This window comes from Paenibacillus sp. BK033 (assembly GCF_004345425.1).
Lineage (GTDB): Bacteria > Bacillota > Bacilli > Paenibacillales > Paenibacillaceae > Pristimantibacillus.
Map to the genome: position 1 here is coordinate 83,328 of NZ_SLVP01000011.1, position 25,886 is coordinate 109,213.

Here is a 25,886-nt window from a genome sequence, read left to right on the forward strand (position 1 = left end):
GGAACGGAAAAGCCTGTCATTATTTGTTGGGGGTATTATTCATGCTGCTTCAATTATCCAATATCAGTAAAAATTATGGCATAGACGTCATCTTATCCGATATATCGATGCAAGTGCTGGAGCGCGAACGGGTAGGGCTTGTAGGCGTTAACGGCGCCGGCAAATCGACATTGCTCAAGATTATTGCCGGGGAGCTTTCTTACGACTCCGGCGCCATTCATAAAGCCAAGGAAACAAGGATCGGCTATCTCGCCCAGAACAGCGGCCTTCAATCGAACCGCACGATTATAGAGGAAATGCGCGCCGTTTTCTCCCATCTGATCGAAGCCGAACAAGAGCTTCGCGAGCTGGAGCAGCAAATCGCCGATCCGGCTCTTCACGACGATTCGAAGCGTTACGAGGATGTCCTCAACCGTTATTCCCGCAAGTCCGACTGGTTCCGCGAGCAAGGCGGCTTCGAGATCAACACCCGCATTAACAGCGTCCTTCACGGAATGGGCTTCGGCAGCTTTCCGCCGGACACGCTGATCAGTACTTTAAGCGGCGGTCAGAAGACCCGTCTTGCGCTTGCCCGCATTCTGCTGCAGGCACCGGATCTTCTCATGCTCGACGAGCCCACCAACTATTTGGACATTCCTACGCTGACTTGGCTCGAGGGTTATCTCCGCAGCTATTCCGGCGCCATTCTGGTTGTCTCCCATGACCGTTACTTCCTTGATGCGCTTGTTACAACCATCGTCGAGATCGAACGGCATGCAGCCAGACGCTACACGGGCAACTACAGCCGGTACATAGAGCTGAAGGCTGCCGAATACGAGGCCGACATGAAGCAGTACGAGAAGCAGCAGGAAGAAATCGCCAAGATGGAGCAGTTCATTCAGCGCAATATCGTCCGTGCTTCCACAACCAAGCGGGCACAAAGCCGGCGTAAAGCGCTCGAGAAAATGGATGTGCTCGACAAGCCGCTTGGCGACTTGAAGAAAGCCCGCTTTACCTTCGAGATCGAGCGCCAGACGGGCAAGGACGTTCTGGACGTGGCCGACCTGTCCGTCAAGTTCCCGGAGAAGGACCGCCAGCTGTTCCAGCATGTATCCTTTAAGCTGTCCCGCAGTGAAACGGTTGCCCTGATCGGACCAAACGGGATTGGCAAGTCAACGCTGTTAAAAGTTCTGGTTGGACAAAGACAGCCTCAGACAGGCACCGTCCGTTGGGGCTCCAACGTCAAGCTTGGGTACTATGACCAGGAGCAGACCGGGCTGACTCCGTCCAATACGGTGCTCGAAGAAGTATGGGGCACTTATCCGCATATGGAGGAAGCCCGCGTTCGTACCGTGCTTGGCAATTTCCTGTTTAGCGGCGAGGATGTCCTGAAGCGTATTTCCTCCCTCAGCGGCGGCGAAAAAGCGCGCGTCTCTCTTGCCAAATTGATGCTCGAGCAGGCAAACGTCCTTATCCTGGACGAACCTACCAACCATCTGGACCTGTTCAGCAAAGAGGTGCTTGAATCCGCGCTGCTCGATTACGAAGGGACCTTGCTCTTTATCTCCCATGACCGTTATTTCCTTAACAAAATGGCGGAACGCATTGTCGAACTGACTCCGACAGGAACCGAGCATTTCCTAGGAAATTATGATGACATGATCGAGAAGAAAGCCGAGCAAGAGGAAGCCCGACTTGAAGCAGCGGCAAAGCTGGCCAGCAAATCCAATCAGCCTGCTGCCGAAGCTCCGACTTCCTACGAGATGGATAAGCAAGCCAAACGGGAAGAACGGAGCCGCCTTCGCAAGCTGGAGCAGCTGGAGCAGGATATCGCCTCGCTGGAGGAACAAATTGCCGAGTTCGAGGTCCAACTGACCGATCCGGCTATCTTTAACGACTATATGGCCATTCAAGAGATTCAAGCTAAAACGGAAGAAAAACGCACGGCGCTTAATGCTGCTTATGAGCAGTGGGAGCAATTAAGCGAATAAGCGCCAAATTACCTCCCCGCGCATCCTTCGCGATGACGCCCGGGAGGTTTTATTTCTTTTTACTCCCCAAATACGTATCCGTTACCGCGTATACGAATCCTGCCAGCCCAAACAGAATAAGGGCGCTATTCACGTTAAGCCCATACCCCTTTACGTAGTACTCATCGCCCAAATCATAAAATTGATCGAACACCCATATTCCAACTATCCCTCCGGCAATGGAATATAAGATGATTCTTGCCGGCAATAGCTTTACGAACCTCGTAAGCAGCAGCGTTAACGGCAGGAAAGTAACCACGTACAGGGCAATGCTGCTGAGCAAGCAGAACATCACGAAGATGCTGCCCATGTTACGCAGCCCGTAATATTCCGTGGTTGTTATCTTGTTTCCTTCCAGGATCTCCAGACCGATAGCAGCCGCTGTAAAAAGGAAAATATAGACCGCCCATAACCATATATATTTCATTTCTCTGCCTCCACCCCACGCTCGTCCGTATGCTGCAAACCTATAGATACCATTATACTTTGTTTTATTAGAATTGGGTTTTGCCAAAAAAAGATGCTTACGCCATATAGGCGTAAGCATTGAGAGGGAAACCAAAAGTTAGGGTGGTCTTACATAGACAAATCATTGGGGATACGATTCTGCGGCTTCCGCGGCAGCTATCCCATATAAGAAGACTTTCACGTTCACCGGCGGTGAACGCAAGAAGTCGGGGTAAGCGTCAATTAGGTTAAAAATTGCTCCATCCGAATAAGTCCGAGCCGCTTGGCTTCTACAATCGCTTCCGATCTTGAACGCACGCTCAGCTTTTCGAATATGCGGGTTAAGTTGTACTCTACCGTCCGCTGGCTCATATGAAGCTTGGCAGCGATATCCTTATTGCTGCTGCCGTTCGCAACCTCCTGCAAAATATCCTGGTCCCGTTCGTTAATCGAGACCTCTTCGATCGCTTTTTCCGCGCGGGTAATCTTCACTTCATTACGACGCAGCTGCTTCAGCAGGGTTATCGGAATAACCGCTTCCCCACGCATCGCGCAGCGGATGTTGTTATGAAGCTGCTCCCGGGACACCGTCTTGGAAATAAACCCGGAAACTCCGCATTCAATCAACAGGTTGTAATGGGTGCTGATCTCGTAGCCGGTATAGATAAGAACCCGGCGGTCGGGATCTTGCTGAATAAGCCGTTTCGTAAGCTCTAGACCGCTGATTCCCGGCATATTCAAATCGCACAATATAATATCAAAGGGGTCATGATTAACGGCATCGAGCGCTTCCATTGCGGATAGCACGACGGTTACCTTCATCTCAGGATCCTGTTCGATCATGGTTTTGGTTCCTTCGCCAACGGAAGGATGATCATCAACTAATAAGATACGAATCACGCAATAATCCCCTTTCCGAACGACCGGTCGTCATTGTCTCCGGCAAGTTGATTACAACCTCCAGCCCGCTGCCGCGCTTCGACCGGAACGTAATCTCTCCTTCAAGGCTCGCTACCCGCTCTTTAATGCCGGACAGCCCCATATGCTCAAAGGAGGCTTTCATATAGTCAACATCCATTCCGATGCCGTCATCCTTGTAGCGGAAGTAGATTCTTCCTTTCCGCTGCTCAAGCTCCAGGGTAACCCGGTTCGCCTGCGCATGCTTGGCAGCGTTCCTGAGCAATTCCTGCACGATCCGGTAAATGGCTGTAATTTGTTCTTCGTTAAGCGGATGGGCGAACGGCTTCGGCCTGAAATCAACCGCGAAATTATCGCGCATCTGCGAGTGCTCGACTATGGATTCAACGGCTTCGATAACGCCCATCTCTTTCAGGAGCGGCGGCCGCAGTTCATTGCAGGTCTCCCGGATCTGGTGAATGACATCCAGCAGTCCTTCCTTGATCTCGTTCAGCTCATCGCTAAGATTGTCCGAAATGGGGTAATCATTCATTAGCCCCTCGAGCTTGCGGTACCAGATCAACTGATCCTGCAGCGCGGAGTCGTGAAGATCGGCCGCCAGCTTTCTTCGTTCATTCTCCGACAGACAGAACAACAACCGCAGAACCCAAGGCGCGGTAGTCTGCTCCTTGCGCACTTCCGATTCCAGGTCCTCAATCAGACCTTCGATCAGGTACAGATTCTCGAAGACTATGCTGGAATAATTCGCGAGCGTCTTTAACCAGCGCAGCTCGTCCGAGTTGAACCGGGTATGGTTCGTCTTCGAGCCGATCCAGACGACATGGTATTTGGAACGCTGGCGTCCGATGACAAGACCGATGCCATGCGGTAGCTCTACCATTTCGCCAACTTGCAGCGATTCCGCAACCTGAAGCAGGAACAAGGACGTGCCTTTCTCCTCGTCGGATTCGCCCAGCTTGTGCACGGAGCCGTCGGCCTGATCGACAAGAACGAAATCGATCCGGTTAACCGGAAGCAGGTCGCTGATCTCTTGCTTCAGCACGGCCTCCAAATCCGCTCTTTTCATCACGGTTGCAACCTTGCGCGAGAATCGGTCCAAGCTGTCCTGATAGCTGTACATGGCTTTGAACAGCTTCGGACGGAACTTATGATCGATCTGCTCCTTCACATACAAGAAGAGAGTCATCACCACGTAAGAGGACAGGAAAATTTGAATGTAACCGATCCAGGATACGTCTGCCTTTCCTTTCAGCACTCCGATAATCGCAAGAGTCAGCAAGAGAGCCGGCAGGGCGGACAGAAGCGTGTAATATTTAAACCTTGTCAGGATGAAGTCGATGTCAAAGAGCTGATTGGATGTTAGCAGATAAAAATAAACGATCGGCAGCACAAACAAAAACAACGAAGTAAAGGCAGCCGGTAAAATCTGTCCTCCGCCGATAAAGAGCGGCAGCAGGTTCATCGCCGTAAACGGTGTAAACGCAACGATATGCGAAACCAGCGTAATCTTGAAAAGCGAATTGAACTTCGTCTTGCGGTACTGCAGAAACTTTCGGACAAGCTGATAGATGCAGATGAAATTCCCGATAATCAAGGTGCCGTAATACAACATCCGTACGTACACAAACGCGCCGTTCGACAGCAGATCCGTCCAGACATACAGCAGCATTCCGAGTTCGACTGCGCCAAACGTGCTCAGCATTCCGATTAATCCCGCTTTGCTGATGAAGACCACGTTATACCGCTTCATGTACTGATTCATAAACTGCAGGAAAATGATCGGCACTGACGGGAGCACTAAATAGATAATCGAGAATCCGACTGGATCGCTCCGATAGGAGGCCGCCGAAGAGTAGTAGCAGAGCCCGATCGTGGCAAAAAACAGCATAAGCATCAATGCTGCGCTGTCATTTTTCCTTTTCGAATACAGAAAAGAAGAAAACCCTGCGAACAGGATGAGCGAAATAAGCGGTATGTACAGCTGAATGAACAGTTCCCAACTGGAATGATCCCCGTACCAGCCCCGGTTAAACTCTATTAACTGCCGATCCTTATTACTGTGCTCGACCAGCACGGAATTTGATTTTTCAATGGAAAAAAATTTCTTTACGTTACTATATTGACCTGCCGGCGCGCCGTTCACGGAGAGGATTTTATCGCCAACCAAGATGCCTTTGCTAATCGCTTGTCCGGCAGGCTCGAGAGCTTTCACGAAATAATCTCCCTTTGAACCTTGCACTAGCTCGACGCCTATAAAAGGCTCCTTGATGATCGTAAGGGTCAAATAGAGCAAAATGACGAGAAATGTAATCAGGAAGAGAGGTGCTGAAATTCTTAGAGTTGGTTTAAACATCGTCTAATCTCCTCCTGCACTCGCATGAAGTCGTTTTATGACTATATTAGCCCCAAACCGCCAGCGTGTAATTGCCTTTTTTCTCGTCTTGATTCTTCAGCGCATCTTGGAGTGCTTTGTGCTCGGCTGCGGATACGCCAGCGAGTTGCAGCTGTCCACCCATCACCATCGACATTTTCTCTTTGCTTGCAGCAAGCGAACGAATAGCATCTTTCAACATTTAAAATTCCTCCTCTGCTATAGTAGAATCAGATTCTGATTCTACTATAGCAGGAAATCTTTCGACAGCAAACGCCAACATGCCCCGTATTTCCCGCAATCCTCATTGCGGTCTATGAAGAAAGGCTCTAGCCGGAGAAAATCTCTAGGAGCTTGTCCTTAGCCGAAGCAGCCTCCGGCACCTGGTCGAGCAGTTCCTGGAACCGATTAAAATGCATCCTCATGCGCACCGAGCCGTATAATGCCGCTCCCGTCCGGTCGCATGCTTCTTCCAGCATTTGCTGCCTGTCCGCGACATCTTCCGACTGCAGCCTGCCTTCGAAATAGTCCAAAATCCACCGGTCTTCCTCCGGTAATTCCTCCAAAAGGAACAAGGTAAGAAGGGTCTTTTTGCGCAAGATAAAATCGTTCTTGTCATCCCAGCGGAGCAGGTCTTTAATATCATTTTTAATTTGGGCCGCCATTCCTACCTCTTCGGCATATTCCGCTACGACCGGATGCCATTCCCGGCCCGCAAGCATGACTCCCGCCATGCAGGCGAATACGATAAGCGCCGCGGATTTATGCTGAACCATGGCGAGATAGGATTCCTCGTCTATCACCGCGTTCATCAAATCCAGCATCTGCCCGTTTGCCGCCTTCAGCAATTGGCCGTTCATCATCCGGACCACCCGGAGCAGCAAGCCCTGATCGAACTCCAGCTCCAGCAGCGCCTGCTGCGAAAGCACCATGAAGGAGGCAGCCGTCTGCATCGCGGCCGCCGGCGGTACCCGGGACCAAGCCTGATGAGGGGCGTCCCCGTCCTGCAAATCATCCAGAATATCGGATGCCAGAATAAACAATTCAACGGCCGCGGCCGCTTGAAGGATCTGCCCGGACTCTCCTCCGAACATCCGGTAATGAAGCACGGTCAAAAGGCCGAATCTCATCGATTCGGCCTGCTTTTCCCGTATAAAAGCACGGGCGTATCCGCGAAGCGGCTCCGTAGTGAAATACTTATCGGAAACCCGCAGCATTTCCCGCCCGATCATAGGCACTAGTTCTTCCATCCTCTGACCTCCGTCATGGTAGTGTCATCCTTATCTTATACGATGGAAGAATATGCCGCCAACTATTTGCATCAGCTTGTCGTTATTTCGCCCCTTCCGCTTTTGAGATTGTGGTTTGGTTATGGATTGTTGGACGATCTCCTCCCCATTTAATTTATCGAGCAGCACGGCAATCATCTCCATGCGCTTCTCTATCACCTGGCTTCGATGAACGGACGGACTTTCGTTGGTGTCGTTTCTGGGATTCATATGTACAAAAGTCCTCCTTCAAACTAGGCCGGATCGCTAAGCAAGGTTACATCTCCGCGTAAGCGAAATGAACGTATACGCCCTCCATAGAAAAACAGCCCTCTGGAATTTGGGAGATGAGCTGCTGCGGAGAATCGCATCTGACGATATCCCCTTTGCGCAGCACCGCAATGCGATCGCAATTTCTCTGCATTTCCCCCATGTCGTGGGATGCCATAACGATCGTTTTGCCCCGGCTCTTCAGCTTCATAAGCAGAGCCCAGTAACCCGCCCTCGCCTGCTTATCGAGCCCGGTTGTCGGCTCATCCAAGAATATAATTTCAGGATCGTTCACCAGCGCGAAAGCAAGCGCGATGCGTTGCTGCCAACCGCCGGACAGCCGTTTCACCGGCTTGTTCACGTACGGCTCCAGCTCCAGATCCGCAATAATCCGATCGATATCGTTTTGTTTGATGTAAAACGACTGGAACAGTTCCAGCGCTTCACGGACCGTTAGATTGTCAACGAGCGAGTTGCTGTACATATGCATGCCGATATATTCCTTCAGCTGCTTGGCTTCCATAATGGCATCCATGCCAAGTACTTCTATCGTTCCCTGATCAGGCCTGCGAAGTCCCATAAGCATCTCCAGCAGGGTTGTCTTGCCTGCCCCGCTTGTCCCGATAATGCCGAACAACTCGCCTCTGTTTACTTCAAAAGAGACTTCGTTTAACGCGTTGTACGGACCATAGCATTTGCATATCGAGCTTACTTGAATGACCGTCTCTAAGTTCACTGCAGCTCTCCTCCATTCAGGCCGGAATACCTACTCGCCGGAACGTGATCTAGTAATTTAACCTTACCTGAATCTGAAAGTGTTTTCACCGAAAACCGTGCTGCAGTTTCACGCAATTTTTTTGCGGCGTGGTTTGCGGGGCGCAACCGCAAAAAAAGCCCCGAAAGCACAAAAGTCGTGCTTTCGGGGTAAATGTCCACCTTTTCCACAGGTTTATCCACAATAATAGGTGAATTGTTAGTTAATTCTGTCGATAACAAAGCGTGATTTGTAAAGGTTAATGTCACTAATTACTTACAAAAGCTTCCTTGACCACATCTTTATCCACGTTATGCACATTATCCACAGGCAGGCTGTGCAAAAACTATCCACGACTTGCACGCATTTTTATACACAGGGAAAAGGCTGACATTATCCGTTTTTTTTCGCTTATGCACAACGTCTGCGGTTTTGTGGATAACTATTCCAGTTAACCGACATTTTCTTCAATGGCCTGTTTTCTGCTTGTCATAACCGCCTGGTTGCAAGCCGCGACGTACGCTTGTGCAGCCGCGTAAATGATATCCTTATGGATCGAAGTCCCGCGGAAGCGCTCGCCTTCGATAATAATGCTCACTACCGCTTCGCCATGGGCATCCTCGCCCGTCGACAACGAATGCAGCTCCAAATCCTCGAATTGAGCGGCTACGGGAATCGCTTGCTGGATACAGTGGATAACGGCCTCCAATGGTCCTTCACCCATTCCGGAGTAGGAACGTTCTCTTCCATCCTCGCCGTCCCGGATGGTAACCGAAGCGATGCGGGACTTCTGGCTGCCGGCCAATACCTGCAGATCAATCAGCTTGTATGGATCCGGCTGTGTCTCGGTCGCTTCGCCTGCGATGCGGATCAGCTCGTCATCGGTGACGATCTTTTTCTCGTCGGCAACTTGTTTGAATTTGATATACACGTCGTTCAATTCGTTGTCCGCCACCGCAATGCCGTATTCCGACAAACGGTGCTTGATGGCATGGCGTCCGGAATGGCGGCCCAGAATAATCATGCTGCGGGAAATCCCCATTGCTTCCGGATCCATGATTTCATAGGTGCTGCGGTCCTTCAGCAGGCCGTCCTGGTGAATGCCGGATTCATGCTGGAAGGCGTTGCGGCCAACAATCGGTTTGTTGTAGGCGATCGGATAATGCATCGCGCGGCTGACCATGTGCGAGGTTGTGTAAATCTCGCCTTGCTCGATATTGGTCTCGATCTGCAGAGCCGATTTGCGCGTCTCGATCAGCATCGCCAGCTCCTCCAGCGAGCAGTTGCCCGCCCGTTCGCCAACCCCGTTTACGGTAACCTCGACTTGCGTTGCCCCCGCTTGCACAGCCGCCAGGCTGTTCGCGACCGCCATGCCGAGATCGTTATGGTTATGCGTGCTGTAGCGAACCTTGTCTCCGCCCCGTGCCTGACGGCGTACCGACGTGAACAGATCGACCATCTCGTTAGGCAGGGCATAGCCCAAGGTGTCCGGCAGATTAATGATGGTTGCCCCGGATTCAATTGCCGCTTCTACCAGCTCGATGACAAAATCACGATCCGAACGGGTGGAGTCCATTGCGGCAAACTGAATCTCGTCAACGAATTGCTTCGCATAAGAAATCATATCCCTCGCAATCTGAATGACTTCCGACCGCGTCTTGCGGATCTGGTGGCTCAGATGAATATCCGAGGAAGAGATGAACAGATGCAGGCGCCGCTTGGCCGCATCCTGCGTCGCTTTGACGGCGGCATCGATGTCGACCTTCACCGCGCGCGCAAAGCCGCAGATTTCAACGTTTTGCAGCTCGCGGGAGATTTGCTGGATAGCCGCGAATTCGCCTGGGCTCGAGATCGCAAAGCCCGGCTCGATGATATCGACGCCCAGCTTCGCCAGCTGGCGGGCGATAATGATTTTGCGTTCAGGCTCAATCGATGCTCCGGGCGATTGCTCGCCATCGCGTAAAGTTGTATCGAAGATTTGAATTTTTTTCATGGGAAAACCCTCCGTTATGTTTTTTTTGGATGCAAAAAAGCCTGCCGTCTCTGTGTAAGAGACGACAGGCTGCCGTGGTACCACTCTCATTGGCCGGAACCTTCGTGAAGCAGCCAGCCATGCCGGCTAAGCCTTAAGCTTCATGCGGTTCCGACCCGCTTGAACACCCGATGACGGAGGTTTACCGTAACGATGTACTCGCCATAGCTTAACTGCAGTTTTAAGCAGCCGGCCGGCCTCCATCATTCCGCTCCCAGGCGAGTTCAAGCTTAAGCTTCGACTGCGTCGCACCACCCCGCAGCTCTCTGCAGCAACGATTGTTCCGTTCAGGCTCCGCCTGACTGTTCAATCGCGCCGTGTACCCGCTCAATTGCTTTACTAATCCTGTTCCCAGCGTTTTGTATATGAATTTGCGTATGTTCATTGGTCTTCCGCGAATGCGTGAATCTTGCCAAACCTAGTTCAAAAAACACCAAAAAGCCTGTCGCCTCTTGAAATCAAGAGACGACAGGCTATCCTAAACCTGCGCGGTACCACCCTTGTTGACATCAACCGCCGCAAAGTTAAACGGCTTCGAATGTCCACCTTAGGCGCATTGCCAACTCCGGATGTTGACGAATGCGCACCCTTTTACGGGGGTTATCCGTAGCAACGTACTTGCGGGCTATCCATGGCCAGCCGCGCTATCCGTTGCTCCGCTCCCAGGCGAGTTTCTGGCATCCTTCGACTGCGTTGCACCTTCCCGCAGCTCTCTAAACCCGGATTAGCCTTACTACTCCTGTTCTCAGCGTTTGCACAGTATGATGTTTGAACTATTGGTACCCATTATATTCCCCAAGAAATATTCTGTCAATTCAAATAAAAAATATTTGCTAAGAGACGGACGGCTTGGCCCAGCCCTCCAGCGAGAAATTAGGCTCCGCCTTCATCTCCAGCGAAGTGAATTCGCCCTTCTGCCATTTCAAAAAGGCCGCGGCGCCAATCATGGCCGCATTGTCCGTGCACAGCTTGTGCGGCGGGACCAGAAGCGGCACGCCTTCTTTGTCGCAGCGCGATGCAAGCGCCTCGCGCAAGCCTTTATTCGCCGCTACGCCGCCGCATAAGAGAAGCTGCTTGGCGCCAAAGGCGCGGACGGCGCGAAGCGCTTTTTCGACGAGCACCTCGATGACCGACTCCTGGAATCCGCGGGCGAGAGCACCGGCATCCAGCGTTTCGCCCTTCATATTCGTCTGATTGATAACGGCAAGGACGGCAGACTTCAACCCGCTGAAGCTGAAATCGTAAGAATCAGGCTCCAGCCATGCCCGCGGCAGCTCAATGACAGCCTCCGCCTCCGAAGCAAGCCGGTCGATATGAGGCCCTCCGGGATACGGGAACTTCAAAGCTCTTGCTACTTTGTCGTAAGCCTCCCCGACCGCATCGTCGCGGGTACGCCCAATCATGCGGAAGCTGCCTTCGCTCTCGAGCAGCACAAGCTCCGTATGCCCGCCGGAAACGACAAGCGCCATGCACGGGTATTCCAGTTCGTGAACAAGCTGATTGGCATAAATATGACCCGCGATGTGATGCGTCCCAATAAAAGGCACATCCAGCGCCATCGCGAGGCTTTTGGCAGCAACGATTCCAACCAGCAAAGCCCCTACAAGCCCCGGACCCTGCGTGACGGCTACCGCCGAAATATCCTGCAGCGTAAGACCGGACTCCTCTATTGCCTGCTCAATCATAAGCGTAATGACTTCGACGTGCTTGCGCGATGCGATCTCCGGGACGACACCGCCGAATTGTTTATGAATCTCGATCTGGCTCGAGATGACATTGGATAATATATGTTTACCGCCGCGTACGACGGCGACCGAGGTTTCGTCACAGCTTGTTTCGATCGCCAGAATTACGGCATCCTGATTCGATGTATTCACCATTCTTGCTCCTCTGCTGCAGGCTGATAGAAGTTCAGGTCCGCCCACATGATTAACGCGTCCTCGTTATTGTCGGAATAATAAGCCGGACGGATGCCGGAAGGCTTGAAGCCCAGCTTCCGGTATAAGCCTTGCGCAACCTCGTTGGAGACGCGAACCTCCAGCGTCATTTTGTTCGCGCCGAAAAAAGCCGCCGTCCGTTGCAGCTCGGTTAACAGCCGTTCGCCAAGCCCTTGGCCTCTATGATCCGCGCGTACGGCAATGTTCGTGACATGAGCCTCGTCTACAATGACCCACATCCCGCCGTAGCCAATAATTTGGCCGTCATGCTCCATCACCATGTAACGCGCAAACATGTTGCTCGTCAGCTCGTTTTTGAACGCTTCCGGCGTCCACGGCGTCGCAAACGCCTCATGCTCAATCGCAACGATAAACGGAATATCCGCTATCGTCATGGAACGAAAAACAAGATCGGAAGGCATCAGGACTTCGCCTCCCCCTGCTGCTTGGCGCGAAGATTTACTTCCGCCTCTGCCAGCTGGGTATAGTTAGGCGTCAATCCGTGCGTGTCCGCGATCTCGCCTCTAAGCAGACGCTCGCGGCCAAGCCAGGCTACCGCGCGGCCTTCCAGCTCATAGGGCAGCAGATGCACTTCCGCTACGGACTCATTGTCCCCGCATATTGCCTGAAGCCTTTCCGCTTGTTCACGGTGCTGCGCCAGATCGCCGACAACCCAAATGCGTTTTACATGTCCACGCTCCCGTGCCGCGTCTCCCGCAATCCGGTCCACCCAGTCCTGCATGAGTCTTACGCCGTCTGTCGCAAAGCAACTCCACTCGCCGCCTGCCGACATCGCATAGCCGCCCGTATAGACTTGTCCGCGCCGGGCATCCATAATCGGGAGAACCCAGTCCTCGCCTTCGCCGGCCCGGGAATAGGGATCCGCGCCAAGCTCGACGCCAGCTGCATGATGCCAGCCACCGTAGGCGATCGCCTCAAGACTGGAGACGCCGACCAGAGGCTTGCCCCACACCCAGGCAAGCGTCTTTGCTGCCGCCACCGCAATCCGCATTCCCGTATAGGACCCCGGACCGCTGCCAACCGCAATGGCGCCCACGTCCTTGGACGTTACGCCGCATTGCTCCATCAGCTGCTTGATATGGGTAATGACGTGCACGGAATGGTTTCTTTCCGCCATCGACTGCATATCCCCGAGAATACGGCCTTTATCCAAGATCGCTGCCGCAAAAGCAGCGGTAGAAGTATCAAACGCTAACACCGGTCCTACATTACGTTCAGTCATCGTTATTCCCTGCTCCCATCTCATTCAACAAAACCTCGCACCAAGCGGCATAAGGTTCGCCGATTCCGGAGATCCGGAACCGGCGCTCCTCGCCGCCTTCATGCGCAATATACATTTCCAGGCGTTCCGGCGGCAGCAGCTCTTCAATCAGGCTTGCCCATTCCACAATCGTAACCCCTTCGCCGAAGAAATAATCGTCCAGCCCCAGCTCGTCGGCTTCTTCCAGGGACAGGCGGTACACGTCCATATGATAAAAGGGCATGGAGGCCCCCTCGTATTCTTTGATAATCGTAAAGGTCGGACTGTTTACAATATCCGTCACGCCAATGGCTTTCGCGAATTTTTGCGAAAAGGTTGTCTTGCCGGCTCCAAGATCTCCGTCTAGTGCAAGCACGGTGCCCGGCTTGACTAGCCCGGCAATCCGCAGCGCAAGCAAGGCAGTTTCCCGCTCGCTGCGGACGTTAAGGACTACTTGTCCTTCAATGGTCATCTTCTTCACCTGCTTATTACTCAAAATGATTATAACCCCGTTTAGCCAAGGGCTGCCGCAGCTCGCCTCTGTCCGTCACACGGATTAATTCGACTGTCGGCGTTCCTGCCGACGTTTCCCCAATGATATAAAAGGGCAGCCCTTCCGCGTGGAAAGCCGCCTGCATGGCTGCCGCGTCGCCGTGCTCCATCGTCCCGAGCAGCACATAATCCTCGCCGCCGTACAGCATCCACTCTAGAGGATCGATGCCAGCCGCACCCGCATAAGCGGCCATGCTGCCGCTGCGAGGCAGCTGCCGGTCGAATAAAGAGACGGCGAGCCCCGACGCTTCAGCGATCTCCCAGGCCTCGCTGGCAAGACCGTCGCTAACGTCGTTAAGCGAATGGCAGGTTCCCCGCGCAAGCAGAAGGCGTCCCGCCCGTACCGAAGGCGACGGGCGGCGGTGCGCCTGCACAAGCTGCGCGGCCGCGCGTTCCCCCGCCAGCGCATCGGCGCCGCGTTCCCGCTGCGCGAGCAGTGAATGCAGCCCGGCCGCCGACTTGCCGACGGGGCCGGTCAATACAACCGCGTCGCCGGGCTTCGCCCCGGACCGGCGCAGCGCCTTGCCCGCTTCGACGGCACCTGTCACCGTCACCGCGACAACAAGATGCTGCGGCGACGAGGTGGTATCGCCGCCAATCACCGCTACGCCGTATTGCTCGGCGCAGGCGTACAGTCCATCATAGAGCCGGCGCATGGGCTCCGGCCCCAGCTGCCTCGGCACGCTTACCGAAACAAGCGCCTGCAGCGGCACGCCGCCCATGGCGGCTATGTCGCTCACGTTGGCCGCGAGCGCCTTATAGCCGATATCCTCGTAGGTCATCGTCACTTCGTTGAAATGCACCGTCTCTACCATCGTATCCATCGCCATGATGAATTCATACGGCGAAGCTACTCCGGCAATCGGAGCGGCAGGGTCAACAAGCGCCGCATCGTCGCCTATGCCAAGCCGGACCCCGCGTTCCCGCTGCCAGCTTTCGCTTTGCCGCCCCGAAGTCCAATGGCGGATGCTTGCAAATTCGTCCACTGCCTTTTTCTCCTAACTATGCTATTAGTGAATATCCCGCTTTTTGAATCTGCCGCCCTTTACATCGTGAATGTTGCCAACCGCAAGAAAAGCCGAAGGATCCAGCTCTTGCACGATGGATTTCATCTTCGCTTCCTCCAGACGGGTTATGACGCAGAAGATAATCCGTTTCTGCCCGCCGGAAAAACCGCCTTCCCCGTGCAGATACGTCACGCCGCGCCCAAGCCGGTCCATGATAGCCATGCCAATTTCTTTGGCCTCATCGCTGATGATCCAGACCGATTTCGATTCTTCGAAGCCCTCCATCGTAATATCAATCATCTTGTAGGCAATGTAGTAGGCGACGAGCGAATACATCGCACGGTCCCAGCCGAACACAAAGCCCGCGCTTCCGAGAATAAACAAATTGAAAAACATCACAATCTCGCCAACCGAGAAAGGCAGACGCTTGTTAAACAAAATGGCGATAATCTCCGTACCGTCCAAAGATCCGCCGAACCGGATAACGATACCGACACCAATGCCCAGAATCACGCCGCCAAATATGGAAGCCAGAAAATACTCTTCCGTCAATGGCGGAACGGGATGAAGCAGGAAGGTGCCAAGCGACATCACGCTTACCCCGTACAGGGTCGACATCGCGAAGGTTTTGCCGATCTGCTTGTAGCCAAGCACCAGAAACGGCAGGTTAAGAAGGAAAAGGAATATACCCAGGGGCAGTCCCGTCAGATGGGATACGATAATCGATATCCCGACGATTCCGCCGTCAATGATGTGATTGGGGACCAAAAAAATCTCCAATCCTACTGAAACCAGGGCCGCTCCCAGCGTAATAAATAATATCCTGCGAAGCAGTTCCAGCTTAGGCAGCTTTAAGTGCTGTGCATGTCCCGTCATATGTAGCTTGTTCCTCCCCCCGAACTCGCTAATTACGATTATTTTACCTTAATAAAGAAGATATTCAAAGACCAGGCTGCGCAGAATATAGCAATCCGCCGCGAAACTTGTCCCATAGGATGTCAGGTTAATGAGCAAACTACGCATTTGAACGTTCTTCCGATCGCCATTGCTCGGGGATTCCTTTGAATGAATATGTTAAAAGTAGGAATCCCCTCTCGAAAGCGACCGCTAACGCTTCTCCAGAATCATTCAAAATGCTCCGTTTGTCATTAACCTAGTAAAAATAAAAAAAGTGGCTGTGCACGTTAGAATTAGCACAGTCACTTTGAATCTAGTTTTTTAAATCAGCCAATAACGGCAAACGTCTCTACGCCGGATGGAATCGTTCTTGTCCGGAACAACGCTCCGTCGGCGCTCCGGAAGATTCGAAGCGTAAACGTTGCTGTCGTAAGTGTCGTAATATTATTGAAGCGAACTACGCCGAAACGGTCGAAATTCGCCGTGGAAACAATCGTGTTCCCTCTTGATAATCTAGCAAAAAAACCGGTTGTGTTAAACGGGATGCCTTCCTCGTTTATCCAAACGATCGTCAATCTGCTAAAAATCGGCCCTGATTGCTGCGGTGCTAATTGGGCAGCTCTTTTAATCGCCTTGCCTTTGCCTTTGGAAGGACTTTTCAAAGTCGGTCTTATTCTGGCAGCCATATTGTCACCCTCCCTCCTAATTCGTTATTAGGATATTCAGAGAGTGATAGCTTGGTATGGATAGAGTCCTATGACCGTCCGTCCAAAGTTACAATTCCTTGACGATCGTCAGATGCAGCTCGTCCTTCAATTCCAGGTCGTACGGCGAAGCCGGTTCCCGGCCGTCCGCTTCCCGGATAATCCGAACCCTTGGCCGATGCAGGGCTAGTTCGCTGTTAAGGGATACTACCCCAACCTGGCCGGAACTCAGCAAAACGGTGGTCGAAACCGGATATATCGAAATATGCTTGCAGAACAGTTTAATTAAATCGAAATCGAAGTAGGTATTGCCTGCGGCAAACAGAAACTCGATTGCCTCGGATGGCGTATACCGCTTGCGGTGCGGCCTCGGAGAGGTAAGCGCGTCGTAGACATCGGCAATCCCTACAATCTGCGCGTACATATGAATCTCGTCCCGCTTCAGCCTCCGCGGATAACCGGAGCCGTCATAGCGTTCATGATGCTGAAGCGCGCAATGCGCCGATACGACGGAAATATCGTGATATTTGCGCAAAATATCGAAACCTTCCTTCGTATGGCTCTCCATAATAACCCGCTCTTCGGCCGTCAAAGGCCCTACCTTCTCAATCAGCTTCTGCGGGATCTTGGTCATTCCGATATCGAACAGAAGGGCGCCGATGCCAAGCTCCTCCAGCTGGTTGCGGTTATAACCCTTGGCAATGCCCATCACTCCGGCAAGCATCGCCACGTTTACCGAATGATGAAACAAATAAGCGTCAGCGACATGAATATTCGTCAAGTTCACCATCATGTTTGGTCTTGACGTCAAATCCGTCATAATCTGCCCAAACACATTGCGAAAGGTCCGTCCCAGATCCGGAGCGATAGCCCGGCCCTTCATAACCACCGACTGGTCCTTAAAGGTATTCATCGTTTTGTAGATCGCTTCTACCGCCTGCCGGCGAGTCTCGTCCCGGAGCGTATCCTCGGGAATGAGATCCTCTGTCATGCCGTCTTCAATGTAAACAATATCAACGCCTAAATTTTGAAGCCGATTTATATAACGATCATTTAGCTCTACACCCTCACCAAGCAGAACCCGTCCATTATCTTGAAATATCGGTTTTGCAAGCTTGTCCCCAGGTTTGACCGATCCAATTTGCACTTTTCTCATCGCCCATACCTCTTTCGATCCATACTCAATCAACAGTACGAAGCTATTTTATCAGATATATGTTAGGCTGACTATCATGGAAGGATATCTATCATTTATTCATAAAAAAACTCGGCATACCAGGTTAGTTTCCCTTAGTTTGCCGAGTCTGTCATCAAGCCAGCTTACGCTTGACGATACGGTTGCGACCGCTGTATTTCGCTTCGTATAATGCTGCGTCAGCCTGGGCAAGCAATTCTCTCAGGAAAGCCTTCGGATCGTCCAAAGCCCGCTCGTCGAACTGCTCTACCGAAACCACGCCCATGCTGATCGTAACTCGAACCGATTGACTGCCAAGGCCGGTTCTTACGACATTGTGCTCTACCGTTTCCTTAACCATGTCGGCAATAATATCCGCTTGGTCCCGGGTCGTATGAGGCAGATAGACCGTAAATTCCTCACCGCCGTACCTGGCGAGAATATCGGCGGAACGCAGCGTGTTTTTCACGGCTTCGACCGTCGAACAGATTACTTCGTCTCCTACGAGATGGCCATATTGATCGTTAATCGCCTTGAACAAATCGATATCGAAGAGGAAGATCGAAAAAGGAATGCCGTACTGCACATTTACCGCAAGCTCATGCTCCAGCTGCTGCAGCAAATACCTCCTGTTATAGCAGCCGGTTAATCCGTCCGTGATCGCCATATGCTCCAGCTTCTTGTTGGCCTGGAACAGCTCGTCCTGCATGACCAGCAGCTCGCGGTTCCGGTCCTGAAGCAGCTCGTTCTGCGTATTTGTCTCATCCACCAGAAGGCGCAGCTCCGTTACGTCGTGGAAGGTCAGAAGCCGCCCGAGCAGCTCCTTCTTCTTCTGGCTCAGGATGGGCGCGGACTGCACGACGATATAACGGTAATGGCCGTTATTATGCAGCGAAATCTCCAGCTCCTGCCGTTCCGTCGGCCGAAGCTTCTGCTCCTCCAGGAACTGGTTGAACTGCTTGCGGATCGGCTTCGGAAGACGAACCGCAAGCGCCTCGGGAGAAAACCGCTCGCCGATCTTCAGCTTTAAGATCGGCTTCATCGCCTTGTTAAACTCAAGCACGCCCCCGCTCTCATCCAAGACGATAATGCCTGTCGAGATCGTGTTCATCACGTCGCGCTGTACGATTTGAATGATGTCGAAAACCCGGTGTCTCGTAATCGCGTGCACGAGATACACCGCGGACAAGGTAATCCCTACCGAGAAGATCGAGAAGTAGGAGGAAAAATAGTTAATAAGGAGAATATTGACCAGGAAATCGCCTAATCCAAACAGGACAAGCACGAATACCCCGTTCATGGCCGTACGGACAAGCATTTGCTGCCGGACGGACACGCCTCGGCGGATCGTATAGCCCATGACGATCAGGGAAACGAGAATATACGAGAACAGCTGAACGATCATATACCAGTATAACGGTCCGCTTTGAAGCTGCTTGTCCGCCAACTGTTCGTTAATAGAGAGAAACAGCTGGTCCGGATTTACGACGACTAACCCAACGGAGATCAGCGCGGGGATTGACAGCATGATAAGCCTTCGCGTGCGTATCAATTGGGCTTGTCCCGTCATAAAGACTACAAAGATAAACCAACCTACGCCTACCAGGGACAAGCCGGCGTAAGAAGCCAAAAGATAAAAAAGCCTGTATGGAGAACCAGGCATCGTTTGAGCAATAAATTGAGTAAGCGGCCAAACCATCAACACCAGATGCAGCGCGAAATAAATTTTGTGCAGCACGGTAATGGTACCAACAGCAAACACGTAGAAAAACAAACCGAGCAGTACGAGGAACATGCTAAAATCCAGCCACATCATCGATTCCAATACGGTTCACCCATCCATTGTCTATCCATCTATTACCATTGTAGCAAATGTTATTTCAGTCGACAATTCTTTCCATAGGTCTTCCTGCGTATTATTTTTTCGAACGGGTAGGCCAAAGGTCCGCAAGCAGATGTTCCAAAGAAGGGGAAATATGCAGGAAGCTGCGGAATTGCTCGTACTGCTCCCACTTTTCCGCCGACCCTTTCTGTCCGCTGCGGACAGCGCGAATCAACAGGTTTTTAGGCGTATGCTCCGGATCGACAAACTCCAGCATCTGTACTTTGTAGCCAAGCACCTCCAGCAAGGTGCCCCTCGCTGCGTCCGTGGCAAGAGCGGAGAAGCGCTCCTTCAGAAGCCCCTGCGACAAAATCGGCGACAACACGTCGCTCTCAACCTGCCTGAACAACTCATGCTGGCAGCAAGGCACGGACATGATAACCGAAGCCCCCCATTTGACGGCTTTGGCAAGCGCGGCATCCGTTGCCGTATCGCAGGCATGCAGGGTTACGACCATGTCGGCCTCGTTTAACTCTTCGTAATCCGCGATGTCCCCCACCAGGAACTTCAGCTTGTCGTAACGGAGCTTGTCCGCCAGCTCTTGGCAAAAAGCGATCACGTCCGCCTTCAAGTCCAGGCCGATAATCGAAATCTCCCGCTTCTGCTCAACAGCCAGCAGGTGGTACAAGGCAAAGGTCAAATAAGATTTGCCGCAGCCGAAATCAACAATCGTAAGCGGCTTGTCCGCCGGAAGGCTGGGCAGCACATCCGTCACCATCTCCAGGAAACGGTTGATCTGTCTGTACTTGTCCTGTTTCTTTGCGTGCACGGCTCCGTCCTTCGACATAATGCCCAGCTCCACCAGAAAAGGCGCGGCGGTTCCTTCCGCCAATATCCGGTTTTTCTGGCGGTTATGCTGCAGCTCTGACGAAGCCTTTGCGGTTGCGGTCGGGGGCTTGCTAAGAATCGTTGCCTTTCCCTTCTTGCTGAATAGCAGCTGTAGATCCTCCGTCGGCGTCTTGAACAGCGCCTGCTTGTAATCGCCCTCGAGCAGCTCGACAATTCTTGCGCCGGCCAGCTCGGGCTTTACGTTATCATGGGTCACTTTATTGCTGTAATGGTATTCGAATTGCAGATGAAGCCCGTTCTTCAGTTGAACCGGCCGCACCACTGTTTTGGGGGCAGCCGCTCCATCCTTGCGGCGCAGCTGGCTTAACGTTCCCTGCAGCAGTTCTCCTTCATCAACGATTCCTTGTATTAACTGCTGCCAATCCTGTGTCATATCGAAAAGTCACTCCCATAGATCTTTGCTTTTATTTATTCGATGCTAACGATTCAAGTCCGTATTGGACCTCCTCGCGCGGCAGCCCGCCGGCTTCCAGCTTCTCGTCATCGTAATACAACAAGCGGCGGTAGAAGGCTTCGACCTCTTCGCCAGTGACCGCTCCATCCTCCATAAGCTCGTAAAGGACATTTTCCGCTCCTGCGAATTGGCCTTCGCCTTCCAGCCATTCCGCTTGCAGCTGTTTGGCATGGTTAGGCAGCTCGTAAGCTTTGAACTGCTCCAGCAGCTGCCCGGCCTCCTTCGAAGAGTTCGCAAGCGTAGGCTCGGCGTCAACGAGCGACAGCCTCATAAAGAGCTGCAGCGCCTTCAAGCCGGACGCAAAGCTGGCATCTTCGTTGCCAAGCTCGGCATGCAGCTCCGACTCCTGCTTCAGGGTTACGGCGATCGCCTGTATTTTGTCCGTCTCCATAACGCCGTTTGTCGTGAGCACCGCCATCAAATCCTTATCGGACAACGAACGGATCAGCTTGCCGCTAAGCCCAAACCGTTTATCCAGCAGCTCGTCGATAACGAGAAGGGCCTCCTGATGCTTAAGCTCCCGCTTCAGCTGCAGAATTTGCCCGACGGCTTCCGTCATCTGTTCGATCATGTTCATTAAGTAGTCGCGACGAAACAACCCGATCCCTCCCCTAATAGCTAATTAAGCTTGTTTATGAACCGCAGCACGGCTTCCGCAAAAGCCTCAGGCTGTTCCACCATGCCCATATGGCCGGCATCCGCAAGCAGTTCGCGGGTAACGTTAGACCCGTCGACAACAAACGTGCGTTCCGCCGGAATAATTTGATCCTGCTCGCCCGCAAGGAGCAGGACCGGCAGCATAGTCCGCTTCAGCGCCTCCGTACGGTCGGGCCGCTCCTTCATCCCTTTGGCTGCGCCAATCGCGCCGGCCGCGCTTGTCCCTCTGCCAATGGCAATGGAACGCTCTACCTGATCTTGCATCGCCGATTTATTGTCCGGGGAATAAAGCTTCGGCACAAGTCCCTCTACAAAAGCGCCTACACCGTCCTTCTTGATCGCGGCTACGGCATTATCCCGGTTTTCCTTCGCCGCGTCGCTGTCGGGCAATGGCGTTGAATGAACCAGCCCAAACGCAGACAGCTTCGCTTCAAAGCGCTCGGCAAACGCCAGCGTAATATATCCTCCCAGCGAATGGCCAAGCACGCATGCCTTGGGAACGTTCAATTGATCCAGCATGGCGGCCAGATCATCCGCATACAATTCCATTGCATTCGTCTCCTCCGGTCCGGTTTCCCCGGAAGAGCTTCCATGTCCGCGCAGATCGGGCGCTATAATGCGGGCATGGCGGGCAAGCGGCTCTGCGACCCGCTCCCAATAGGCGGAGCTCCCGCAATAGCCGTGCAGCAGCACTACAACCGGTTTGTGATCCGTCTCGGAATCGTAATAAGCTAACGAGTTTCCGCTTGGCAGCGTAATCGCGTGATTGGCTATGGTAAGTTGAGTCATTCGTTTACTCCCTCTCAAATAGAATTGTCGCAAGCGCTAACTTTGTTATTTATCCGTCAACCCGGAGACTTGCTTCCAGGCCTGGTCCACCAGCTCCGCAACCGTCTCGGCCATTTGCATGACGGTATACAGCGAGGTCGTTTGAAGCGTCATATAAGGCTTATGACTGGCGGCATTCACAACTCCCGCGATGCTGTAATCGCCGACGGCCGGCAGCCTGGCCCCCGTTGCTTGACCGGGCGTAAGCGGTCCCTGCGCGGCAATATACGTTCCGACGGACGATGGTTTGCCGAGGCAGGCGTCAACCGCAATGAACACGGCATGCTCCAGCCCGGCCGATTGCTCCAGCGCTTCTGCGAACCGCTTTGCGTCACAGGGCTGCTTTAGGGTTCCGAAGACATGCGGCCACCCCCGTTCTTCCAGCTTGGTGCCTACCAGTGGGCCAAAGCTGTCTCCGGTGGAGCGGTCCGTGCCGATACATAGGAATACGACCCGGCTCCGGTCAGGATGCCTCCCTGCGATTTGGGCCAGAAATGTCCGAAGACCCGCCACCCCGTTATCCGCCTGATCAGCTTGATCGATTGTCTTCCCTGACATGAAATACACCTGCTTTGTGTGTTCGTACAAATGGTAGTTTCTTTCATTGTACCCGAATTACACGGCATGGTTCAATTTGCGGGCATGGGATGCGTGAAATATGGTACAATGGCGAGAATAATGACAAGTAGCATGGAGAGGGGACTAATCATGGTGAATCTGGAAGAACAAACCCAGCAAAACGTCGAGTTTATGATCGAGGCCATCAAAACAAAGCTAAGAATGGCGACGGCAGCAGCAATGCAGGCTTCCCACTTCAGCATTGATCAATACGAGGATATCCGCGATTTGTATGAAGTTGTTGCTTCAAAGGAGAAATTCAGCATCAGCGAGGTTGAAGCTCTTGTATCGGAGCTTGGCAAGCTGCGCGGAAAATAGCGTCAATCAAGAAAGCACCGGCAGCGTTGGAACCTGCCGGTGCTATTTTGTACCTCCGCCGGACTTCGGGACGAAGCCTTCCGTCCTAGCTTTATGTTAGCCGTACTCAGAAAGTAACATTTTTTATTACAATCTTTACCACTAACAGCCATTAACTAGAATTTTTTAGACAGATGTTCAATAACGGCGGACGCATGAAAAAAAGGGGAGCTCCTATCCCAATCAGAGCTCCCCTTCCGCTGTCTTATTCGTTTGTTTCTTCGGCTTCCATGGAAGCCCTTGCCTCAGCCGATTCGATGGTCAAGCTGATTTGGACCGGCTTCTGCTCCCCCTTCAGGAAGAACGCCAGACGTTCCAGCTTTTCCGCCAGCTCCGAGCCTGTAAGCGTTGTATTCAACTGATAATTGAAATGGTCTGCCGGCTGTTCATCCTGCTGGCCATAAGTGCTGCGGCCTCTCCAGGCGCGTTCCTTTGATCCGCCCTGTTGAACCAGCAGCTGGTCCTGCATCGGGTAAAACTTATCGGATTTATTCACCACACGCTCGTAAATCCGCAGCTTCTTAAGCAGCATATAATATTGCGCCGAATGTTTGAAATTCCAAGCTTCCCGAATATCCTTAAGCGTATAGTCCATCTTCCAGCGCTTCAGCTTCTCGATCTGCTCCTCGGCATTCAGCTGCAAGAAATCATCTAAAGGCATAATTGCTTCCGGCATCTTGACCCCTCCGTTAACCTGAAATAAAAGCTCCAGATAAGCGTTGACTTTCCCCTTTATCAAAAAAAGAACACGTATCTTTCATTCCCGCAACAGAAAGCATAAGCTTTTCGACCGTCGAAAACTTATTTTCTGATTGGTGATAAAAATTGCCGCTGAAACGCGGCCGCTCATCTTCGAAGAACTTCGATAAAAGTTTTTCTCAAAAATATAACAATGCGAATAGTTTATATTTTCATATAAAAAATACCATAATTTTTTTCGATTTACAAATTAATTTCTTTACAGATTTTAATTATTGCACATTCCTCATATGAAAAAACCGTCGTATATGCCTCAAAGGCAATACGACGGCTTTAGACCTATGCGATTAAGCTTGCTGCAGGCCGAATGCAGACAGGAAACGCTGGAATGCGGCACGGCCTTCTTCGGTTTGCTTGAACACGCCCGCATCCTTCAATACCTCGGAGAACTTGGCGCCTGTCTCGCCTTCCACAATAGCTTGCGCCTGTTCGTCCGTATTGGAAGCGCCATAGCGGGCTACCAGCGATTCAATCCATTCCGCGTGAAGACGAAGCGGATGATCCGGACTATGCAGCTCGTTATGGAGCGCTTCCGTCTTGCCGGTCAGGTAACCGGCAATCTGCTCAAGCTCAGCCTTCAAGCGGCCGGGAAGCACGGCTAGTCCCATAACCTCAATCAGACCGATATTTTCTTTCTTGATATGATGCAAATGCTGATGCGGGTGGAAAATCCCCATCGGATGCTCTTCGCTGGTCCGGTTGTTGCGAAGCACGAGATCAATCTCGTAAGCCCCGTCATCAAGCAGTCTTGCAATCGGGGTAATCGTGTTATGCGGCGTAAGCGAACCGTCGCCGTTTGCCGTGAAAGCATGCACGTCAACCGATTCGTCGCTGTAGCCGCGCCACGTGTCGAGCATCCGGCAGGCTGCCTGCAGGACATCGTCCTTCGATGCGCCATTAACGCGGACAACCGACATCGGCCAGTTCACGATGCTGAAACGAACGCCCGGCAAGGAAGGATCCGTAAACGAAGCCACCGGCTTAGCCTTCTCCATCGGGAAGGTGTGGCGTCCTGCCTGGAAGTGGTCATGGCTTAGGATCGAGCCGCCAACGATCGGCAGATCGGCATTGGAGCCGATGAAATAATGCGGGAACTGCTCCACGAAGTCCAGCAGGCGCTTGAAGGTGCCGTGCGAGATCACCATAGGCTCATGGGCACCTTTGAATACGATGCTATGCTCGTTATAGTACACGTACGGCGAGTATTGGAAGTACCACTGCTGGTTATCCAGCGTCAGGGGCAATACGCGCAGGTTTTGGCGCGCCGGATGATCCGCGCGGCCGGCGTAGCCTACGTTCTGCTCGCAGAGCAGGCATTTCGGGTAATGAGCCTGCGGCAGGGTTTTGAGCAGCGCAATTTCCTTAGGATCCTTCTCGGGCTTCGACAAGTTGATCGTAATTTCCAGCTCGCCGTACTCGGTTTCGTGCAGCCAATATTTATTTTTCCGGATGCGATCCATCCGGATGTAGTTGGAATCGATGCTCAGCTTGTAAAAAGCGTCCGTTGCCGCCTTGATGCCGGCTTCGGCCGTTGTCTTGCGGAACGCAGCCGCAGCTTCGGATGGACGCGGCATAAGCAGCCCCATGATGCGGGCATCCAGCAAATCGCGGTATGTCAGAATGTTGTCTTCGATCAGGCCGATGGAATAACCGTAATCGAGCAAGGGCTCCAGCAGCGATACCGGGCTGTCCAGCTCTTCCTCCGGAATCTCGCCTTCATGCGGCTCCGTGAACTTGAACAAATCCAGCAGCGCATTACGCGAATAATTAACGTCAAGCGGCTCAATCATCCCTTGGCGAAGGGCAAATTGGACAAGCCTGTCGATCAGGACAAGCGCTTCCGCTGCGGTAACGGTCGTATTTTCTTTGACTGTCATGATG

The 25,886-nt window shown here is 52.6% G+C and carries 26 protein-coding genes; 2 read left to right on the plus strand and 24 right to left on the minus strand.

What is annotated here, in order from left to right:
- Window positions 1–41 precede the first annotated feature (41 nt).
- A complete protein-coding gene (locus EV294_RS26175; RefSeq protein ID WP_132312274.1) occupies window positions 42–1,970 on the plus strand; it encodes an ABC-F family ATP-binding cassette domain-containing protein in 1,929 nt (642 codons plus the stop codon).
- Between the two features lie 49 nt (window positions 1,971–2,019).
- Here the strand turns inward: EV294_RS26175 and EV294_RS26180 are convergent, their stop codons facing one another.
- The 22 genes from EV294_RS26180 to yyaC all read right to left on the minus strand — a co-directional run bounded on the left by EV294_RS26180 (window position 2,020) and on the right by yyaC (window position 22,829).
- Window positions 2,020–2,436: a hypothetical protein gene (locus tag EV294_RS26180; protein ID WP_132312276.1), complete on the minus strand. Its 417-nt coding sequence runs from the start codon at window positions 2,434–2,436 to the stop codon at window positions 2,020–2,022.
- 263 nt (window positions 2,437–2,699) lie between these two features.
- Window positions 2,700–3,356, minus strand: coding sequence for a response regulator (locus EV294_RS26185; RefSeq protein ID WP_127495713.1), 657 nt, complete (start codon window positions 3,354–3,356; stop codon window positions 2,700–2,702).
- Window positions 3,334–5,727 carry an ATP-binding protein gene (locus EV294_RS26190; protein ID WP_132312278.1) on the minus strand — a complete coding sequence of 798 codons (2,394 nt, stop codon included), beginning with the start codon at window positions 5,725–5,727 and terminating at the stop codon, window positions 3,334–3,336. Before EV294_RS26190 ends, EV294_RS26185 begins: the two co-directional genes overlap by 23 nt.
- A gap of 46 nt (window positions 5,728–5,773) precedes the next feature.
- Complete coding sequence (comX, locus tag EV294_RS30460) at window positions 5,774–5,947, minus strand: competence pheromone ComX (RefSeq protein ID WP_015842656.1); 174 nt, start codon at window positions 5,945–5,947, stop codon at window positions 5,774–5,776.
- A 127-nt stretch (window positions 5,948–6,074) separates the two neighbouring features.
- Window positions 6,075–6,995, minus strand: a complete 921-nt coding sequence (locus tag EV294_RS26195; RefSeq protein WP_132312280.1) for a polyprenyl synthetase family protein — start codon at window positions 6,993–6,995, stop codon at window positions 6,075–6,077.
- A gap of 30 nt (window positions 6,996–7,025) precedes the next feature.
- A complete protein-coding gene (locus EV294_RS26200) occupies window positions 7,026–7,244 on the minus strand; it encodes a hypothetical protein (RefSeq protein WP_132312282.1) in 219 nt (72 codons plus the stop codon).
- 46 nt (window positions 7,245–7,290) lie between these two features.
- Window positions 7,291–8,019: an ABC transporter ATP-binding protein gene (locus EV294_RS26205; protein WP_132312284.1), complete on the minus strand. Its 729-nt coding sequence runs from the start codon at window positions 8,017–8,019 to the stop codon at window positions 7,291–7,293.
- 469 nt (window positions 8,020–8,488) lie between these two features.
- The gene (locus tag EV294_RS26210) at window positions 8,489–10,030 is read right to left on the minus strand and encodes a 2-isopropylmalate synthase (RefSeq protein ID WP_132312286.1); all 1,542 of its coding nucleotides are present in this window, start codon (window positions 10,028–10,030) and stop codon (window positions 8,489–8,491) included.
- 220 nt (window positions 10,031–10,250) lie between these two features.
- Window positions 10,251–10,400: a hypothetical protein gene (locus EV294_RS30465; RefSeq protein ID WP_165930814.1), complete on the minus strand. Its 150-nt coding sequence runs from the start codon at window positions 10,398–10,400 to the stop codon at window positions 10,251–10,253.
- 502 nt (window positions 10,401–10,902) lie between these two features.
- Complete coding sequence (tsaD, locus tag EV294_RS26215; protein ID WP_132312288.1) at window positions 10,903–11,949, minus strand: tRNA (adenosine(37)-N6)-threonylcarbamoyltransferase complex transferase subunit TsaD; 1,047 nt, start codon at window positions 11,947–11,949, stop codon at window positions 10,903–10,905.
- Window positions 11,943–12,428: a ribosomal protein S18-alanine N-acetyltransferase gene (gene rimI, locus EV294_RS26220; protein ID WP_132312293.1), complete on the minus strand. Its 486-nt coding sequence runs from the start codon at window positions 12,426–12,428 to the stop codon at window positions 11,943–11,945. The genes tsaD and rimI overlap by 7 nt, the downstream gene beginning before the upstream one ends.
- Window positions 12,428–13,249 (minus strand): tRNA (adenosine(37)-N6)-threonylcarbamoyltransferase complex dimerization subunit type 1 TsaB, encoded by an 822-nt coding sequence (gene tsaB / locus EV294_RS26225; protein ID WP_132312295.1) that lies wholly within the window; start codon window positions 13,247–13,249, stop codon window positions 12,428–12,430. Before tsaB ends, rimI begins: the two co-directional genes overlap by 1 nt.
- Window positions 13,242–13,739, minus strand: coding sequence for a tRNA (adenosine(37)-N6)-threonylcarbamoyltransferase complex ATPase subunit type 1 TsaE (gene tsaE / locus EV294_RS26230; protein WP_132312410.1), 498 nt, complete (start codon window positions 13,737–13,739; stop codon window positions 13,242–13,244). The genes tsaB and tsaE overlap by 8 nt, the downstream gene beginning before the upstream one ends.
- A 16-nt stretch (window positions 13,740–13,755) precedes the next feature.
- Window positions 13,756–14,805, minus strand: coding sequence for a thiamine-phosphate kinase (gene thiL, locus EV294_RS26235; protein ID WP_132312297.1), 1,050 nt, complete (start codon window positions 14,803–14,805; stop codon window positions 13,756–13,758).
- A 24-nt stretch (window positions 14,806–14,829) separates the two neighbouring features.
- The gene (locus tag EV294_RS26240) at window positions 14,830–15,702 is read right to left on the minus strand and encodes a YitT family protein (RefSeq protein ID WP_132312299.1); all 873 of its coding nucleotides are present in this window, start codon (window positions 15,700–15,702) and stop codon (window positions 14,830–14,832) included.
- A gap of 347 nt (window positions 15,703–16,049) precedes the next feature.
- Window positions 16,050–16,409, minus strand: a complete 360-nt coding sequence (locus EV294_RS26245; protein WP_132312301.1) for a hypothetical protein — start codon at window positions 16,407–16,409, stop codon at window positions 16,050–16,052.
- A gap of 88 nt (window positions 16,410–16,497) precedes the next feature.
- Window positions 16,498–17,583, minus strand: coding sequence for an HD-GYP domain-containing protein (locus EV294_RS26250; RefSeq protein ID WP_132312304.1), 1,086 nt, complete (start codon window positions 17,581–17,583; stop codon window positions 16,498–16,500).
- A gap of 154 nt (window positions 17,584–17,737) precedes the next feature.
- A complete protein-coding gene (locus EV294_RS26255) occupies window positions 17,738–19,417 on the minus strand; it encodes a histidine kinase N-terminal 7TM domain-containing diguanylate cyclase (RefSeq protein WP_243711808.1) in 1,680 nt (559 codons plus the stop codon).
- A 100-nt stretch (window positions 19,418–19,517) separates the two neighbouring features.
- Window positions 19,518–20,705, minus strand: a complete 1,188-nt coding sequence (locus EV294_RS26260; protein WP_132312309.1) for a class I SAM-dependent methyltransferase — start codon at window positions 20,703–20,705, stop codon at window positions 19,518–19,520.
- 31 nt (window positions 20,706–20,736) lie between these two features.
- Window positions 20,737–21,384 carry a DUF6483 family protein gene (locus EV294_RS26265; RefSeq protein ID WP_132312312.1) on the minus strand — a complete coding sequence of 216 codons (648 nt, stop codon included), beginning with the start codon at window positions 21,382–21,384 and terminating at the stop codon, window positions 20,737–20,739.
- A gap of 20 nt (window positions 21,385–21,404) precedes the next feature.
- Complete coding sequence (locus tag EV294_RS26270; RefSeq protein WP_132312315.1) at window positions 21,405–22,232, minus strand: alpha/beta fold hydrolase; 828 nt, start codon at window positions 22,230–22,232, stop codon at window positions 21,405–21,407.
- 45 nt (window positions 22,233–22,277) lie between these two features.
- Window positions 22,278–22,829: a spore protease YyaC gene (yyaC, locus tag EV294_RS26275; protein ID WP_132312318.1), complete on the minus strand. Its 552-nt coding sequence runs from the start codon at window positions 22,827–22,829 to the stop codon at window positions 22,278–22,280.
- A 150-nt stretch (window positions 22,830–22,979) separates the two neighbouring features.
- Here yyaC and EV294_RS26280 point away from each other — a divergent pair, with 150 nt between their 5' ends.
- Window positions 22,980–23,207, plus strand: a complete 228-nt coding sequence (locus EV294_RS26280) for a DUF1128 domain-containing protein (RefSeq protein ID WP_481856095.1) — start codon at window positions 22,980–22,982, stop codon at window positions 23,205–23,207.
- A gap of 244 nt (window positions 23,208–23,451) precedes the next feature.
- Here EV294_RS26280 and EV294_RS26285 read toward each other — a convergent pair whose 3' ends face one another.
- Together EV294_RS26285 and EV294_RS26290 are read right to left on the minus strand one after the other, a co-directional pair.
- Window positions 23,452–23,922, minus strand: coding sequence for a hypothetical protein (locus EV294_RS26285; protein WP_132312321.1), 471 nt, complete (start codon window positions 23,920–23,922; stop codon window positions 23,452–23,454).
- Between the two features lie 370 nt (window positions 23,923–24,292).
- A complete protein-coding gene (locus EV294_RS26290; protein ID WP_132312323.1) occupies window positions 24,293–25,882 on the minus strand; it encodes a UDP-glucose--hexose-1-phosphate uridylyltransferase in 1,590 nt (529 codons plus the stop codon).
- Window positions 25,883–25,886: the final 4 nt, after the last annotated feature.